At 54.6% G+C, this 15,919-nt stretch carries 20 protein-coding genes and 1 pseudogene; 10 read left to right on the top strand and 11 right to left on the bottom strand.

Going from position 1 to position 15,919, the window contains the following annotated elements:
- Positions 1-29: 29 nt before the first annotated feature.
- From ACTVIM_RS02650 to ACTVIM_RS02635, 4 genes and pseudogenes are all read right to left on the bottom strand, one after another.
- Positions 30-704 (bottom strand): annotated as a pseudogene (locus tag ACTVIM_RS02650) (MFS transporter); the annotation flags it as partial.
- A complete protein-coding gene (locus ACTVIM_RS02645; protein WP_369802265.1) occupies positions 646-822 on the bottom strand; it encodes a hypothetical protein in 177 nt (58 codons plus the stop codon). The pseudogene ACTVIM_RS02650 and the gene ACTVIM_RS02645, both read right to left, overlap by 59 nt.
- A 16-nt stretch (positions 823-838) precedes the next feature.
- On the bottom strand, positions 839-1,630 hold the full coding sequence (gene fdhD, locus ACTVIM_RS02640) for a formate dehydrogenase accessory sulfurtransferase FdhD (protein WP_445613562.1): 792 nt from the start codon (positions 1,628-1,630) through the stop codon (positions 839-841).
- A 258-nt stretch (positions 1,631-1,888) separates the two neighbouring features.
- Positions 1,889-2,236, bottom strand: coding sequence for a DUF2294 domain-containing protein (locus tag ACTVIM_RS02635; protein WP_011229964.1), 348 nt, complete (start codon positions 2,234-2,236; stop codon positions 1,889-1,891).
- Positions 2,237-2,497: 261 nt separating this feature from the next.
- On the opposite strand from ACTVIM_RS02635, the gene fdhF reads away from it, so the two are divergent.
- Both fdhF and ACTVIM_RS02625 read left to right on the top strand, forming a co-directional pair.
- Positions 2,498-5,461, top strand: coding sequence for a formate dehydrogenase subunit alpha (gene fdhF, locus ACTVIM_RS02630; protein WP_445613561.1), 2,964 nt, complete (start codon positions 2,498-2,500; stop codon positions 5,459-5,461).
- Positions 5,454-5,942, top strand: a complete 489-nt coding sequence (locus tag ACTVIM_RS02625) for a DUF1641 domain-containing protein (protein WP_445613560.1) — start codon at positions 5,454-5,456, stop codon at positions 5,940-5,942. The genes fdhF and ACTVIM_RS02625 overlap by 8 nt, the downstream gene beginning before the upstream one ends.
- An 11-nt stretch (positions 5,943-5,953) precedes the next feature.
- On the opposite strand, the gene ACTVIM_RS02620 is transcribed toward ACTVIM_RS02625, so the two are convergent.
- Complete coding sequence (locus ACTVIM_RS02620; RefSeq protein WP_445613559.1) at positions 5,954-6,100, bottom strand: hypothetical protein; 147 nt, start codon at positions 6,098-6,100, stop codon at positions 5,954-5,956.
- A 44-nt stretch (positions 6,101-6,144) separates the two neighbouring features.
- Positions 6,145-6,360 (bottom strand): hypothetical protein, encoded by a 216-nt coding sequence (locus ACTVIM_RS02615; RefSeq protein ID WP_445613558.1) that lies wholly within the window; start codon positions 6,358-6,360, stop codon positions 6,145-6,147.
- Between the two features lie 73 nt (positions 6,361-6,433).
- Here ACTVIM_RS02615 and ACTVIM_RS02610 point away from each other — a divergent pair, with 73 nt between their 5' ends.
- Positions 6,434-6,595, top strand: coding sequence for a small, acid-soluble spore protein K (locus ACTVIM_RS02610; protein WP_033018877.1), 162 nt, complete (start codon positions 6,434-6,436; stop codon positions 6,593-6,595).
- Positions 6,596-6,663: 68 nt separating this feature from the next.
- Positions 6,664-6,825 (top strand): YpzG family protein, encoded by a 162-nt coding sequence (locus ACTVIM_RS02605; RefSeq protein ID WP_081897256.1) that lies wholly within the window; start codon positions 6,664-6,666, stop codon positions 6,823-6,825.
- Positions 6,826-6,866: 41 nt separating this feature from the next.
- On the opposite strand, the gene ACTVIM_RS02600 is transcribed toward ACTVIM_RS02605, so the two are convergent.
- From ACTVIM_RS02600 to recX, 3 genes are all read right to left on the bottom strand, one after another.
- Positions 6,867-7,208 (bottom strand): YfhH family protein, encoded by a 342-nt coding sequence (locus tag ACTVIM_RS02600; protein ID WP_144972819.1) that lies wholly within the window; start codon positions 7,206-7,208, stop codon positions 6,867-6,869.
- Positions 7,209-7,482: 274 nt separating this feature from the next.
- Positions 7,483-7,647 carry a hypothetical protein gene (locus ACTVIM_RS02595; protein WP_324699271.1) on the bottom strand — a complete coding sequence of 55 codons (165 nt, stop codon included), beginning with the start codon at positions 7,645-7,647 and terminating at the stop codon, positions 7,483-7,485.
- A complete protein-coding gene (gene recX, locus ACTVIM_RS02590; RefSeq protein ID WP_445613557.1) occupies positions 7,640-8,440 on the bottom strand; it encodes a recombination regulator RecX in 801 nt (266 codons plus the stop codon). Before recX ends, ACTVIM_RS02595 begins: the two co-directional genes overlap by 8 nt.
- A 104-nt stretch (positions 8,441-8,544) precedes the next feature.
- On the opposite strand from recX, the gene ACTVIM_RS02585 reads away from it, so the two are divergent.
- The 4 genes from ACTVIM_RS02585 to ACTVIM_RS02570 all read left to right on the top strand — a co-directional run bounded on the left by ACTVIM_RS02585 (position 8,545) and on the right by ACTVIM_RS02570 (position 10,964).
- The gene (locus tag ACTVIM_RS02585; protein WP_445613556.1) at positions 8,545-9,465 is read left to right on the top strand and encodes a TIGR01777 family oxidoreductase; all 921 of its coding nucleotides are present in this window, start codon (positions 8,545-8,547) and stop codon (positions 9,463-9,465) included.
- 241 nt (positions 9,466-9,706) lie between these two features.
- Positions 9,707-10,261 carry a GNAT family N-acetyltransferase gene (locus ACTVIM_RS02580; RefSeq protein WP_033018873.1) on the top strand — a complete coding sequence of 185 codons (555 nt, stop codon included), beginning with the start codon at positions 9,707-9,709 and terminating at the stop codon, positions 10,259-10,261.
- Positions 10,262-10,385: 124 nt separating this feature from the next.
- Positions 10,386-10,514, top strand: coding sequence for a YfhE family protein (locus tag ACTVIM_RS02575; RefSeq protein WP_081897257.1), 129 nt, complete (start codon positions 10,386-10,388; stop codon positions 10,512-10,514).
- Between the two features lie 264 nt (positions 10,515-10,778).
- Positions 10,779-10,964, top strand: a complete 186-nt coding sequence (locus ACTVIM_RS02570) for a YfhD family protein (protein ID WP_445613555.1) — start codon at positions 10,779-10,781, stop codon at positions 10,962-10,964.
- Between the two features lie 47 nt (positions 10,965-11,011).
- Here the strand turns inward: ACTVIM_RS02570 and ACTVIM_RS02565 are convergent, their stop codons facing one another.
- Entirely contained in the window at positions 11,012-11,842 is an 831-nt protein-coding gene (locus ACTVIM_RS02565; RefSeq protein WP_033844563.1) for a glycosyltransferase family 8 protein, read from the bottom strand.
- Between the two features lie 1,111 nt (positions 11,843-12,953).
- Here ACTVIM_RS02565 and ACTVIM_RS02560 point away from each other — a divergent pair.
- Both ACTVIM_RS02560 and ACTVIM_RS02555 read left to right on the top strand, forming a co-directional pair.
- Positions 12,954-14,189 carry a CaiB/BaiF CoA transferase family protein gene (locus tag ACTVIM_RS02560; RefSeq protein ID WP_445613554.1) on the top strand — a complete coding sequence of 412 codons (1,236 nt, stop codon included), beginning with the start codon at positions 12,954-12,956 and terminating at the stop codon, positions 14,187-14,189.
- Positions 14,176-15,375: an acyl-CoA dehydrogenase family protein gene (locus ACTVIM_RS02555; RefSeq protein ID WP_445613553.1), complete on the top strand. Its 1,200-nt coding sequence runs from the start codon at positions 14,176-14,178 to the stop codon at positions 15,373-15,375. The genes ACTVIM_RS02560 and ACTVIM_RS02555 overlap by 14 nt, the downstream gene beginning before the upstream one ends.
- Before the next feature lie 72 nt (positions 15,376-15,447).
- Here ACTVIM_RS02555 and ACTVIM_RS02550 read toward each other — a convergent pair whose 3' ends face one another.
- Positions 15,448-15,756 (bottom strand): DUF3870 domain-containing protein, encoded by a 309-nt coding sequence (locus ACTVIM_RS02550; RefSeq protein WP_033020043.1) that lies wholly within the window; start codon positions 15,754-15,756, stop codon positions 15,448-15,450.
- Between the last annotated feature and the right edge of the window lie 163 nt (positions 15,757-15,919).

Below are 15,919 nucleotides of genomic sequence, written 5' to 3'. Positions count from 1 at the left end.
CACGCCGAGGGAGCAAAAGGACATGGTTCTCAACTTTCCTTGGCCGCCGAAACATAGGCGATTTGTTCATGTTGGGCGCGCAATCGGCGAATATCGATGCGCACGAGCAGCGAGATGATGAAAGCGATGACAAACAATCCGCCAAAAAAGGCCAAACTTCCTTCGTACGAACCGGTCGTGTCTTTAATATACGCGGCAAACATCGGTCCGACGAGGCCAGCCGCGGCCCAAGCGGTCAAAATATAACCATGGATGGCACCGAGCTGCTTTGTTCCAAACAAATCGCCGATATACGCCGGAATACAGGCGAATCCGCCGCCGTAGCACGTATACACAATCGTCAGCATCACCACAAACAACCATTTGATGGACACGTTCGGCAACAGGAAGAAAATCAAAATTTGCAAAACGAAAAACGCCGTATACGTATTGGGACGGCCGATATAATCCGAAGCCGACGCCCAGCCGATGCGTCCCAACCCGTTAAACACTCCGATGGCGCCAACTAATGCCGCCGCGGCGGCTTGGCTGATGCCGATGCTTTCCACTGCCAGCGGTTTCGCCACCGCCAAAACGGCAATGCCGCATGTCACATTAATAAACAGCATGAACCATAAATACCAAAACCGTCTTGTTTTCACCGCCTCATTGGCCGTAAGCTGCGCCAAATCTAGCGAAGGTTTCGCTTTTCCGGCCTTCACTTTGGTCCGACCAACCAAACAATTGTTTTAGCGGGTTGGTAAAATTGCTCCATGCATACACCGACCCAATCGAAAGATGAATGCCAACGGCCGACAGCGCAATGAGCCAACGGTTTTTCATCGCCTCTTTTCCCCTTTCATCCACTGATAATCCGATTCTCATGCGTATACACGTTAAACGCTTGTCCGCGCAAAAAGCCGACCACAGTGATGCCGAGCTCGTCGGCGAGATCCAAAGCGAGCGTCGTCGGCGCCGACTTCGAGAGCAAGACGCTCACGCCCATTTTCGCCGCTTTTAAAAGCACTTCCGACGAGACGCGGCCGCTGAATACAATCAGCTTGTCTTTCATCGCCACTTGATGGCGCAGGCAATAGCCGTACAACTTATCAAGCGCATTATGACGCCCGATGTCGGAACGGGCGACGACTATCCCATTCGGTGTAGCGAGCGCGGCATTGTGCAGCCCCCCGGTCGCCGCAAAGTCCGTCGACTGATCGTGCAGCGCTTCCATGAGGCGAATGCAGTCATCCGCTTTCACGGTAATGCCGCCGACAATCGTTTTCGCCGTTTTCATATCGTTGTAAAAATAAAACTGGCGGCTTTTTCCGCAGCACGAGCCGATGAACCGCTTCGCATAAAACTGTTTGGCCGGCAGTCCCCCTGCGGCGAGCTCGACGTACGCAAACCCCCGCTCGCCGTCGATCGTCATCGCTTTGATGTCGCTATACGTCCGAATGACTCCTTCCGCGGCTAAAAATCCGCTCACCAGTTCATCGATATGCGCGGGCGTGCAAACGATCGTCGCAAACTCCTCGCCGTTGACCATTATGGTCAACGGAAACTCGAGCGCGATCTCGTCCTCTTCCTCAACCAAGCGGCCGTTCCGGTATTTCACAATCGGCCGCCGCTTCGCCGCAAATCCGCTCACCCTTGCCATCCCCCCTTTCCCCCAAAATAAAACCGCCGCCTTCCGGACAAAGGCACTGTTTGCCCCTGTCAGCGAAAAGCGGCGGTAGTTTGCGCCCAGCGCTTCTGCAGCGAAACCAACGCACATCCGTTTTCGAAACTTGCCAACCAACCGAACAGCCGCGGCTAGCCGGCCAAGCTTCTTTTAGTTTTACCTTGTTTACATTCATAAGCATACCATGAACAGCGGGGAAAGACAACCGTTTTGTTCACAAATTTGTCACAATTCAATCGGTTTTTCAAACACGAACACGGACACGGCCATATCTTCTTCCACTTTAATGTCGCTGAACAAATAAAGAAGCTTCGAACCGATGAGCTCTTCCATGCCGTCCGGCACATGCTGAGCGTACACGTCTTGAATCATTTTCGTTCTCGCCGCGTGCACCATCTCCCGGCCTTCCGGGGTGCGGGCGATAAATTTTTCCGTCGGCGTTAAATTGCCGTGCAAAATCGTAATCGCCAAGTTGTCGACAAAATACGTTTTAATCCGTTCCGGCCCTTTGCCAAACAGCTGTTTGCGCACTTTGCGCACAATGTCGTTGAAAGCGGCTTCTTTTTTAGACATTTTTCTTCCCCCTTTCCGAAAGCCACCAGAAAAAGTTCCGGCCCAGCCGTTGTGTTCTTCGTTTTGCCGTACTATAATAAACTATAGCAAATGTATCCATAGTGGAAAAATCATAAGGCAAGGTCATGACCTTGTGATTTTTCTACGAAGTCGCCAAAACGATGGATTGGTTGTTTAGTATCGCCATGCTAAAGAACTACTCCACCACGATGAAGCACGCATCGTTGGTGGAGTTTTATTTTGGAAAAAGGGGGAGCGAGAATGGAACCATCCATGGTGACATTGACCATCAACGGACGCACGTATCGCGCCAAACAAGGGATGACCGTTTTGGACGTCGCCAATGAACACGGCATTGGGCATCCGCAAGTTTGTTACACGCCGGAGCTTGGCGCCATTCAAACGTGCGACACATGCATTGCCGAGATCAACGGCACGCTTCTTCGCGCCTGTTCGACGCCGGTTGCGGACGGCATGGTCGTCGAGCTCGGCTCGCCGCGGGCAAAGGCGGCGCAAAAAGAAGCGATGGACCGCCTGTTGGAGAACCATCTCCTCTACTGTACGGTGTGCGACAACAACAACGGCAACTGCAAGCTGCACAACACAGCGGAAATGATGCAAATCGAACATCAAACATATCCGTACCGGCCGAAAGTCGACCCGTCCGAGGTGGACATGTCGCATCCGTTCTACCGCTATGACCCGAACCAATGCATCGCCTGCGGGCAGTGTGTGGAGGCTTGCCAAAACTTGCAAGTGAACGAAACGCTCTCGATTGACTGGGAAGCGGAACGGCCGCGCGTCGTTTGGGATGGCGGCGTGCCGATCAACGAATCGTCATGCGTCAGCTGCGGGCATTGCGTCACCGTCTGCCCGTGCAACGCCTTAATGGAAAAATCGATGCTTGGCGAAGCGGGCTTTCTCACCGGCTTGGACAAAGACGTCCTCAACCCGATGATCGATTTTGTCAAAGAAGTCGAGCCAAACTATACGAGCATTTTCGCCATTTCTGAAATCGAGGCCGCCATGCGCGAACAGCGGATCAAAAAGACGAAAACGGTTTGCACGTTCTGCGGCGTCGGCTGTTCGTTTGAAGTGTGGACGAAAGGGCGCAAGATTTTAAAAATCCAGCCGGTTTCCGAAGCGCCGGTCAACGCGATTTCCACATGCGTCAAAGGAAAATTCGGCTGGGATTTTGTCAACAGCGAAGAGCGCCTGACGAAGCCGCTCATCCGCAAAGGCGACGTGTTCGTCGAGTCGACGTGGGAAGAAGCGCTCGATCTAGTGGCTGAAAAGCTTGGCGCCATTAAGCAACAATACGGCGGCAATGCCATTGGCTTTATTTCCTCCTCGAAAATTTCCAACGAGGAAAACTATTTAATGCAAAAGTTGGCGCGGCAAGTATTTGAAACGAACAACGTCGACAACTGTTCGCGCTATTGCCAGTCGCCGGCGACGGACGGCCTGTTCCGCACGGTCGGGATGGGCGGCGACTCCGGCACGATTCATGACATCGCTTCCGCCGGCTTGGTCATCATCATCGGCGCCAACCCTGCCGAGGGGCACCCGGTGATTGCGACCCGCGTCAAACGGGCGCATAAACTGTTTGGGCAAAAACTGATCGTCGCCGACTTGCGCCGCAACGAAATGGCCGAGCGGGCCGATTTGTTCATCCGTCCGAAACAAGGCACCGACCAAGTATGGCTGATGGCCGTGACCAAATACATCATCGACCAAGGCTGGCACGATGAAGCGTTCATTCGCGAGCGCGTCCATTTCTTTGCTGAATTTAGGCAACTGCTTGAAAACTATACGCTCGACTATGCCGAACAAGTCACCGGCGTCGCCAAAGCCGATCTCATCCGCATCGCCGAAATGATTCACGAAGCGGACGGCACGTGCGTCCTCTGGGGCATGGGCGTGACGCAAAACACGGGCGGCAGCGACACATCGGCGGCGATTTCCAACTTGCTGCTTACAACCGGCAACTACGGCCGTCCGGGGGCGGGCGCGTTCCCATTGCGCGGCCATAACAATGTGCAAGGCGCCTGCGACATGGGCTCGCTTCCTGCCTGGCTGCCTGGCTACCAACATGTCACCGATGATGAGGCGCGGGCGAAGTTTGAAAAAGCGTACGGCGTCCGCATCGATGCGAAACCAGGGCTTGACAACATCCAAATGCTTGAAGCGGCCGAGCGCGGCGAGCTGAAAGCGATGTATATCGTCGGCGAAGATATGGCGCTTGTTGACTGCAACGCCAGCCACGTGCAAGAGACGTTGGCGAAGCTCGACTTTGTCGTCGTTCAAGACATTTTCTTGTCCAAAACGGCGCAATTTGCCGATGTCATCTTGCCGGCCGCGCCAAGTTTGGAAAAAGAAGGAACATTCACGAACACCGAGCGCCGCATCCAACGGTTTTACCAAGCGCTCGAGCCGCTTGGCGACTCCAAGCCAGACTGGTGGATCATTCAAGAAATTGCCAAACGGCTTGGCGCCGACTGGAATTACGCCGGTCCGAAAGAAATCATGGACGAAATCGCCAGCCTCGCCCCGCTCTATTCGCAGGCGCATTACGACCGGCTCGAGGGCTGGAACAGCTTATGTTGGGGCAGCTATGACGGCGCGGATACCCCGCTTTTGTACAAAGAGCGGTTCAACTTCCCGGACGGCAAAGCCCGCTTTGCGCTGGCCGATTGGGTCGAACCGGTGCCATACCCGGAAGAATACGATTTGCTCGTCAACAACGGCCGGCTGCTGGAACACTTCCATGAAGGGAATTTAACGTATAAATCCAAAGGCATCGAGCACAAATTCCCGGAAGTGTTCGTCGAAGTGTCGCCGGAACTCGCCAACGAGCGCGGCATTGAGGACGGGGCGCTCGTCCGGCTCATCTCGCCGTACGGCCGCGTCAACGTGCGCGTGCTTGTCACCGATCGGGTCAGAGGCAATGAACTGTTCTTGCCGATGCACTCCACCGCCAATGAGAGCGCCATTAATATGTTGACCGGCCCGCAGACCGACCATCGCACGAACACGCCGGCCTACAAACAAGCGCGCGTGCGTATGGAAGTGATTGAACGATCCGGCAGGACGCCGCTGCCGCGCACAAACCCGCGCTTTAAACAGCGTCATCCGCAAAACGGGGTGGAAGTTGAACGGAAATGGCGGCGCCGCGATTACGTGCCGCTCACCGAGGAAACCAAGGGGGTGAAAATCGGTGGCTAAACCGATTACCACCATTCAGAAGCGTCAACTGACCGAGGAAGAAAAACGGGCCGAAGCTTTGGCCAAACTGAAAGCGGCGGTCGGCGACAGCGAAGAGGCGGTCCGCGAGCTCTTGGCGTTCATCGAGCAGCTTCACGAAAGCGGCTTGCTCGAAGCAGCCAACGCCTTATTGAAAGCGCGGGAAGACGTAGCCAAAATCGTCGTTGGCCAGCTCAATCAAAAACCGGTGACAACGATGATCAACCATCTGTTCTCCATCGCTGGTTTGGCCGCTTCTCTCGACCCGGAAAAGACAGCCAAACTGCTCGGACAACTTGCCGCTGGCGTGATGGACGCGTACGAACAGACAGAGACGGAGACGAAAAAAATTGGGCTGCTTGACTTGTTGCGAGCGCTCAACGATCCAGACACGAACCGGGCAATCCGGTTTGGCCTGTCCGCGCTGAAAGCCATCGGCCAACAGCTTGGAAGCAAGGAGTAACGTCCATTCCATCAAGCGCGGCAAAAAAGGCCGACCCGAAACAGCAGATCTCCCGTTCGGGCATCGGCCTTTTTCGTTGGCCAAAGCGCCCCTCGGCTGCCAAACCAAACGCATGAAACGATTTCGCCGGCATCGGCGGCCTGTTTCTCGGCGCCCATCCCGGCTACACCTTCCTCGCCGTTTACGGACTCATGGTCATCTACTACGGGTTCCGCTTCCGCCAACAGCTCGTCCGCGCCGCGGTGAATGGTGCCACTGACATCATTACCGTGCCAACGTGGCGGCGCAAAAAACTGGAGTTGGCCCCCAACAACTGATGGAGGCCGTTCGGACGGTCGCCGGATCGCCAGCAGAACAAATGATCGTATTGCCCTAACAACTGATGGATGGCCGTCCAGTCATTTTCGCACATAAGCACCGCACGGCGTCCCATACTAAAAATACCGTGTTGGCCACCCAACACGGGCACGCCATAAAGGAGGGAATGTGCCGTGCGGAATAAAGAGCGCCATTTCCCAAACCAAAACAACAACAAGCTCGAAGGCGAGCCGCGCGCCAAAGCCGAATATGCATCGAAGCGGGCTGACGGCACAACCAACACCCACCCGCAGGAACGGATGCGCGCCTCGGGAGAGCGAAGCGACTTTTTCTAACAGCCACACCGGGGCACGGTGCGGCCCACCGCCCTCCCCGGCACATTCCGGCAGCGAGGTGAACAGCCATGGGTCGCCATCGGCACAAACCGTTTTACGATCACCTTTACTCCAATCCGTTCCAACAGCCGTGGGCCAATCCGAAACATGCCCACTCGCAAGTCAACGGGGAAACGCAACAAACGCTCGACCTCATCATTTTGGAGCGGCAGACGCGCAAGCAGTCCTAGCCAAAAGGGGCGGTTCCGTTTCATGCGGACGCCCCTTTTTCCTAGTTCTCCTCTCTCACCGGTCGGCGCAAAAGCGAAATCGGGAGCGCCTCCTCTTCACCGGTTCCTTTCAATCGCCATCCCCAAGCAAACACCCCTTTTAAATAACGCACTTTGAAATACTCGCCGGGCGCCCCTTCGATTTCGTAAATCTCGCCCGGGCGAAAATCAGCCGGATTGAGCATATACGCTCTTGCCATGGCGATTTTCCGCTCATAGACGGCATATTCGTTCACCATGCCCATTTGCTCTGCCTTGCGCGCCTTTTCGGCCAGCACGGCGATTTCTTGTTGCAATTCTTCTTTCGTCATTTCGCTGTACCGCTTGGCTCCTTCGTTTATCATCGGAAGTTCCCCCTTTCTTTTTGCCCTTGCAGCCTGCGAAATCGCGTTGTCGGTGGAGGCTGAGGATTGGCTCGCGCAACCCCTTCTCGGCATCGGCTCTCAAGGAGAAAAACTGGCTCCTCACCACAACATGTACTTGGCAGACGGTTCACTTCTTTGCATAAGTGTATGCAAAACATGATTCGTTTCCTGTTCTTTCTTGGTGGCATAAGTTAAGGTACGTGACGAACAAATCAAGGACAACTTTTGGTGAAGAGCCAAAACACTTGCTGCATCAGCCTCGATGTTCACGCGTTCCATCATCGATCAAGGCAAACGGCGTTTTTTCACCCACCTTGATGGTCGATCGGATGAATCCGGACGGCTTCGCGACGCGATGGCTACGCCCCGGCGCTCCCGGACGTTCGACCGAGCGCCGGCGGTGACTAACGTCAGCCATCGCGAGATCGCAGCCATTCGTCGATGAGAGGGAGGGAAAACCCTTTGCGATACAGGGCCTGGCGCATTTTTTGCTCGTACAGCGGGCGCGGGTGCTGCGCATAGCGACGGTGCGCTTTTTCTGCTTGAACGACAAGCGCCTCCCACTCCTGCTCGTCCGTTTGCCCACTCCCTTCCTCCAGCACCGCCGCAATCACTTCATGAGGAAATCCTTTGCGCCCAAGCTGCTGTCGAACCCGCTCGGAAAACGCGCGGGCCGATTCAGCCCGGCGTTGTCGTTTGGCCTTTTCGAAAAGAGCGCGGGCGCCATGCAGTTGTTCCTCCCACGAATACTCGGCCAAACTTTGCTCGATCAAATCAGTCGGTACACCAAGCCGCTCCAATTCGGCGCGAATGAGCAGCGGCCCTTTCGCCGCCTTTTTCTGCGTGCATACATAAGCCCGCGCAAACGCCTCGTCATCCACATACCGCTCGGCGCGAAGCTTGTTGAGCACCTGCTCCGCCACCGCATCGGCAACGCCCTTTTTGCGCAAATGGCGAATGATTTCCTGCTCGGAGCGCATCCGGCGCGCCAAAAAGTACAACGCTTGCTGATACGCCTTTTTTACGCCATCGGCAGCAATGATCTCGCGCAAAAGCGCCTCATCGACCGCCATCCCTTTTTTCAGCCGGAATTGGAGCAACACATCTTGGTCGACCGTCAGCTTGAGCGGCGGCTCTTCGGCGCGGTCAATGACAAGCCAAAACCGTTCCCCGTTTCCCTTCGTGGGCGCGATTTCAATAATCGTCCCCATCCTGTCCATCTCTCCTCTCGTTTTATCGTATCACAAAAAGGAATTGGCGCGCACAGCACGAACATAGTAAATAAAGAAATCGTTTGGCGAAAGGAGAGACCGCTATGCGCATCGCCATCAACGGCGGAACCGGACTGATCGGCCGGGCGCTTGCCCGCCATTTTTCCGCACAAGGGCATGACGTTTATATTTTTACCCGCTCCCCCCGTCCTTCGGAAGGCCGCCTTCATTATCTTTCCTTGGACGATGACAAAAGAAGGCCGGACACGATCAATGTGGCCGTCAATTTAGCCGGTGAACCGCTCAACCGGAAACGTTGGACCGCCAAACAAAAAGAGCGGATTGTCGCCAGCCGCTTGCAGGCAACCGACGCGATGGCCCGATATATCGCTTCCCTCCCCCGCCATCCGAACGTGTTCATCAACGCGAGCGCCATCGGCATTTACGGGACATCGGACACCGGAACATTTACGGAACAAACGAACGAGTATGGACAAGATTTTCTCGCCAAAACGGTTCAAGCGTGGGAAGCGGCGGCCCGTCCGATCGAACAGCTCGGCATCCGCACGGTCTATGCCCGTTTGGGCGTCGTGCTGGCCCGACATGGCGGCGCCTTGCCGATGATGGTCAAACCGTATCGGCTGTTCGTCGGCGGCCCGATCGGCAGCGGCCGGCAATGGCTATCATGGATTCACCTTGACGACGTCGTCCGCGCCGTTTCTTATCTTATCAAACACGAAACGCTATCCGGCCCGATCAACTTCACGGCGCCCCATCCGGTCTCGATGAATGAGTTTGGGCGCACCGTCTCCCGTTTGCTGCGCCGCCCGCATTGGCTTCCGGTCCCCGAGGCAGCACTCCGCCTTCTCCTTGGCGAAATGAGCATGCTCGTGACAGAAGGGCAACGCGTCATTCCGGAAAAACTGCTGCAAGCCGGATTTCGCTTTTCGTTTCCAACGTTGGAAGATTGTCTCGCTGATTTGCTGTTACAACAAGACCGACAAAAAATATCCAAACAAAATTAACAAAAAAGCGATTCTCTTTTTCACACAGATCGTGTATGATAAAAGGGACTTGAAGGCAGTTTTCGTTCATAACCGCATACGGACTAGAAGAAGGGGAAGGCAAATGGTGCGCCACCAGCGCTCGCGCTGGTTCTAGTGGGTTCGATTCCCACCCCGAAATTTTTTTCATGAACGTTCGATAAAAAATTTCGAGGGTGGGTCCCGCTGGGAGGCTGCCCTCGTCTCGAAGGAGGGATTGGCCATGTTGAAAAAACGCGAGCTGCAAGACTGCCATGCGCTGTACGAGCTGATGGTGCACCCGGACGTCTTCCCTTTCGTGCGCCAGAAAGCCCGCTCGTACGAAGAGTTTTTGTTTATGACCAAACAGCTCATCGAGGCGGAAGAACGCGGCGAACTGATTTCGCGCACGATTTTGGACGAATGGGGCAACCCGATCGGCACGATCAGTTTGTTTGACATCGAGAATGGCACCGGCTTTTTAGGCACGTGGCTCGGCAAACCGTATCATGGGCTCGGCTACAATCGCCGCGCGAAAGAAGCGTTTTTCCATGAACTGTTTTATGAGCTGTCGATTGAAACGGTGTTTTTGCGCATCCGCAAAGCTAACGTCCGTTCGATCAAAGCGGCTGAAAAACTGCCCTACATCACGCCCGCCAACGAAACGCGGCGGCCGCTGCTTGAACAAATCGGTGCGGACGTGTACGATTTGTATGAAATTACGAAAGACAACTACACGCTCTATACGATGCGCCATCCCTCCTTCGCCGCCGAAGAGGGGAAACGAAAGGAAGCGTAGGCGCGCCGATCGGAGCAGTCAAACAAGGATGTCCGTCCGGACATTCTTTTTTATGCATAAAAACGGAAGAATTCGTCCAAAATGAAAATCAACAAACGATCGATGAAAAGCGAGGGAACAAGCGATGGCGGAAAAACGAAAACGCGAAAAAGCGAAACATACGCTAACAAGCGCGCAAGAAGTCAGCTATGCCCGCGATTTCAAACTGGCGGACCAAGCGGGCGGCTATACAGCGAAAAAAGCTCGCCACTAAAAAGCCGCCCTTAGCTTTGACCATTCAGCCCGCACTGAGAAGGCTGGTGAAAAACGGCTGATCCCCTTCATCAATGGGAGAATGCGCGGAAAAAAGGACCGATACAACGAGGTTTTTCTAATTGAGAACTAACATTGTAAAGGCATATCCACGATGAAATCACCAGCCTCTTAGATAGGATTACCATTTATACCTTTGCCCCGTTCAAGCCATCCTAATCGATGAATCGTACGATTCACATCTTTCAGCAAGGGGGCATGGGGAATGGGCCGTTCTCGCGGACAACGAACGCGCGACAAAAACAAAGCGACTTTGCCGCAAGTGCCAAAACAGCTGAAATCTGACGGCATTGACGTGGAATATTCGCAAGAGTTTGCTGACCATGAAGATCTCGAAGCGCAAGCGCGCGCGGCGGCCGCTGGCATCCGCCGCCAAGAGCGCAAACGGTAACAACGAAGGTGTCCCGCCGCAACGGGACACCTTTGTCTCCCCATTCCTTACACTGTCGCTTCGCCCTCGAGCTCCAGCACTTGGCTGTACCGTTTATAAAACCGTCCGAGCTCCCCTTTATAATGGTCTTTCCACGGTTTTTCTTTCCCGCAATAATGGATAAAAACGGTGTTTTCCTCAATCCAAGCTAAATCGTGTTTCGGGTTGGGCAACAGCTGCAAAAAATCGTAATAACGCGCATCGTAATTGTAACGATAGCCGTCGACCGGCTTAATTTTGTCCCAATACAGCCCGTTCACTACATCCTGATCGGGCAGGACGAGCTTAAAGCGGTGATCGCGGATAAATTGATAAATGTCGGCAAGATGAACGTGCGTGCGCATCAACTCCACGTTCATCATCATCACGCCCGTATTGAAATACCCCTTGGCGTTCGGCGTTTTCAGCCGCAGCTTATTGAATAAATTCGCCACTTTGGTCGAATGGGTGTGTTCAGCGGCAATGAATAAATTCCCTTCAAAGTCCATCTCGTACAGCTCATCGATCGGATTGATCGCCACAATATCCGGATCAAGGTATAAGACGCGTTCAACATGCGGAGGCAAAAATAAATGGGCTGCCAATCGGTAGTACATCTCAACCGTGTAGTGGCGGAACACAGGCGCATCACAAAACAGTTGCGGGTCCACATAGATCGATACAAGCTTATGCCCTTGTCTGCGAACGAATTCCCCGAGCGCTTCTAGGTCTTGTTCGGCAATGCGTGAATAAAGCAAGTAAAACGTAAACGGGCGCTGATTGTTGCAAAACAACGAATGCATCAACACCTTTAGCGGTGGAAGGTAATTGGCGTCTGTCGTCACTAACACATGAAACATCGACCCATCACTTCCTTTGCAGCATCGATTCCCCTTCCTTACCAAGTATATTCGCGCTTTTCTCGCGGTTGCCTTCAATTGTCCCAGACGCTTCACTTCTTTTCCCTTGAGCGCCTCGAAAGCCCGATGGTCGGGAAAGCGGGCGCTCGGTTCGTTCAAAGGGAAGACGACACCGCCCAGCTTGTCTCACCGAAACGGTTACGCTTTTAGGATAGAAGAAATTTTTTTCCCTTTCAAGAAAAGAGCCAAACGGCGCTCGCCCCCTTTCCTCCTGTCTCCGATCACAACGCTTTTCCGCTTCTTCTGGGAGGCCGGTGATTTCGTGTAAAATGTTGCTGATTCCACCCATTTCTCAATTAGAGAAACTTTGCAGAATCAGCTTTCTTTTTTGAATGAAAATGCCGTTGATTGGTATGCGACAGCGGTTTTTCACCGGCCTTCTAGGGCACGTAGCGGGCTAGTCCCGCCATGAACCAACGCCCGTAACGGGGACGCAAAAACCGCCTTGGTCCCGCCTAACCTTTGAACAAACGCCGCCCGGCCCTTTTTCTATCTGAATATTTACAATTGACAAACGAAAATTTATAATAAAAATAACTAGCCGTCTCCTGCCGGCACAGCCGCCTGTGCAGATCAGACGGCGCAGACGGTCCGTTTTTCGCCGCGGGCTGCCCCCATCGGCAGCACCGATCGCTCTCTGACCTAGAAGGCCGGTGATTTAAGGGGAAATACTGCTGTCCAACGTTGTTTATCAAATTGAAAAACCTTGCAACACCATCATTTTATTCCTTGTAATTTCCGACAAGTCGAACGAAGATGGTGATTTTCACCGTCCTCCTAGGAGGACGGTGAAAAACCGCCAGTTCCCCTCATCAATCGGGAACGCTCGAAAAACAGGATCGATGCAACAAGGTTTTTCTAGTTGAGAAATGAGATGGCAAAGAGGGATCTAGGATTAAATCACCAGCCTCCTAGACCGATTCGCAAAGAACTGTGCGGCCTGACGCCACCCTATGCCGGGGTGTCTTCTCAGTCCGTTCCAGCCGGTTCCTATCCAAACGACTGCATAGGAACCGGCTTTTTCCATGAACGCGGAAGGGAGGGAAATGCCATGCTAGGAGCGCTAGATGGCGTGCGCGTGCTCGACTTGTCACGCGTCTTGGCCGGTCCGTATGCGACGATGATTTTAGGCGATTTAGGCGCCGATGTCATCAAAGTCGAAGCGCCAGGCGGCTCGGATGACACTCGGTTTTGGGGACCGCCGTTTCAAAACGGCATGAGCGCCTACTACACGGCGATCAACCGGAATAAGCGAAGCATGACGGTTGATTTAAAATCGGAAAAAGGCCGGGAAGCGATTCGCCGCCTCGCTGGGGGAGCCGACGTTCTCATTCACAATTTCAAAACCGGAACGATGGAACGGTGGGGACTCGGCTATGACGACTTATCGCGCCTCAACCCGCGTCTCATTTATTGTTCCATCACCGGATTTGGCGAGACCGGCCCGCTCGCCGCATTGGCCGGCTATGACTACATCATTCAAGCGATGAGCGGGTGGATGAGCATTAACGGCACCGAGGAAACCGGCCCGCTCAAAGTCGGGGTCGCCGTCACGGACGTGTTCACCGGCTTGTACGCTGCCATCGCGATCGAAGCAGCGCTGTTCGCTAGAGAAAAAACGGGACGCGGACAAAAAATTGATCTGGCGCTATTCGACTGCGCGGTCAGCGCGCTCGTGAACGTCGCCGCCAACTATTTATTGTCCGGCGCGGTTCCGAAGCCGCTTGGCAATGAACATCCTAACATCGTCCCTTACTCTACTTATGAGGCCAGCGACGGGCCGATCGTCATCGCCGTCGGCAACGATCGGCAATTTCAAGCGCTCTGTTCGCTTTTGTCCGACCGCGCTCTCGGGACCGACCCGCGCTTTCAGACGAACGCCGGCCGCGTCGCCCATCGCGACGAGCTCAATCGGCGGCTGAACGCCGAGATCAAGCAACGACCGCGAGCCGAATGGCAGCGGCTGCTCGCCGAAAAAGGCATTCCGTGCGGGCCGGTGCAGACGCTTGACGAACTGTTCAGCCATCCGCAAACCGCCGCCCGGGAAATGACGGTGGCGATGCATCACCCGCTCATCGGTTCCTTGAAGCTGGTCGCCAGTCCGCTGAAACTTTCTGACACGCCGGTGTCGTACCGGCTCCCTCCGCCCCTTCCCGGCGAGCATAACGACGAAGCCGCCAAGGCGTGGGAAAAGCGGCCGGAATATGAAGGCGAAACAACCGCCGCAACTGATGATCGAATTCAAACCAATCGGACAGAAAGGGGATCCATAGATGATGAACTTTGATTTTACACCTGAACAAGACATGCTTCGGCAAACGGTGCGCAAATTCGTCGACCGCGAGATTATGCCGCATATTAAGGAATGGGATGAACGCGGCGAATTTGACCGCGCCATCTTCAAACGGCTCGCCGAACTGAACTTAATGGGCGTCTGCATTCCGGAAGAGTACGGCGGCATGGGCATGGATTACAACTCGCTCGCTATCGTCTGCGAAGAACTCGAACGCGGCGACACCGCCTTCCGCACCGCCGTCTCCGTCCACACGGGGCTGAACAGCTTAACTTTGCTGCAGTGGGGCACGGAAGAACAAAAGCGAAAATACCTCGTCCCGCAAGCGCGCGGGGAAAAAATTGGCGCCTTTGGACTCACCGAACCGAACGCCGGATCGGACGTCGCCTCCATCCAAACGACGGCCGTTCGCGACGGCGATGATTACATTTTAAACGGACAAAAAACGTGGATTTCTCTCGCCGATATCGCAGATCATTTCCTCGTGTTTGCTTACACCGACAAAACTAAAAAACATCGCGGCATTTCCGCCTTCATTGTCGAGCGGACGATGCCGGGCTTTTCCTCGCAGCCGATCAAAGGGAAGCTCGGCATCCGTTCCGGCAACACGGGCGAACTGTTTTTTGACAACGTCCGCGTCCCGAAAGAAAACTTGCTCGGTGAGGAAGGCGAAGGATTCAAAATCGCCATGTCTGCGCTTGACAACGGCCGCTTCACCGTTGCCGCCGGCGCGGTTGGCCTTATTATGGCATGTCTTGAGGCGAGCGTGAAATACTGCCATGAGCGAAAAACATTCGGCAAAGAAATCGGCCGCCATCAGCTCGTTCAACAAATGATCGCCCGCATGGAAGCCGGGTTGCAAATCAGCCGCCTGCTCGTTTACAAAGTCGGCTTTCTCAAAAACGAAGGCCGGCGCTGCACGCGAGAAACCTCGCTCGCCAAATGGGTCGCCTGCGACTATGCCAATCAAGCGGCCGATGACGCCGTGCAAATCCACGGCGCCTACGGCTATTCGAACGAATACCCGGTCGAGCGCTACTTGCGCAACTCGAAAGCGCCGGTCATTTACGAAGGAACGCGGGAAATCCATACGATCATGCAGGCGGAATACGTGCTTGGCTACCGCCAAGACAAACCGCTGCGCAAAACGTTGCCGGCATGGCGGCCCGCTGAGAGCTGAACGGACGGTGCCCGCGCGCCCAAAAACGCGGCTGTTCTCCATCGGCGGACGGGGAACAGCCGCTTCCTGATTTTACTCGTCCATTTTGCAATATTGTTTATACAAGTCTTTCAACGCCGCGCAAAGAGCGGAATGCGCCTTGCCCAAATATCCCTCATCGAGCTCGGCCAACAGCTCATCAATGCCCTCACGAAGCGAATGGCCACGCAGCATCCGCGCGATATAATCACGTCCATGTTCGGTGGCGAGCGTGCACGATGCTTCGACGATCACCCCATACTTTTTATCAATTTCCGCCGTAATCGTCAGCGTATCATACAAGCTTTTGGCCGCCATTCCGGCCGGCAGTCGCGCATGGCCAGCGATAAATTGCGTTTTCACGAGTTTTCCTCCTTTCGCGCTGACATCCGTCATGATCCATGTTCGCCACCCGCTTCGCTTTTCCCTGCTGCGTTTGGCAGCAAGCGAAAAAACGGCTGAGGGTGTCCCAAACGGAGCGGGACACCCTCTCTCATCGCTACATATAGACACTAACCGCCCCTCC

The sequence above is a fragment of the Geobacillus sp. YF-1 genome (genome assembly GCF_052692335.1).
Note: the sequence above shows the minus strand (reverse complement) of the source record. Positions and strands in the feature narration are given on the sequence as shown.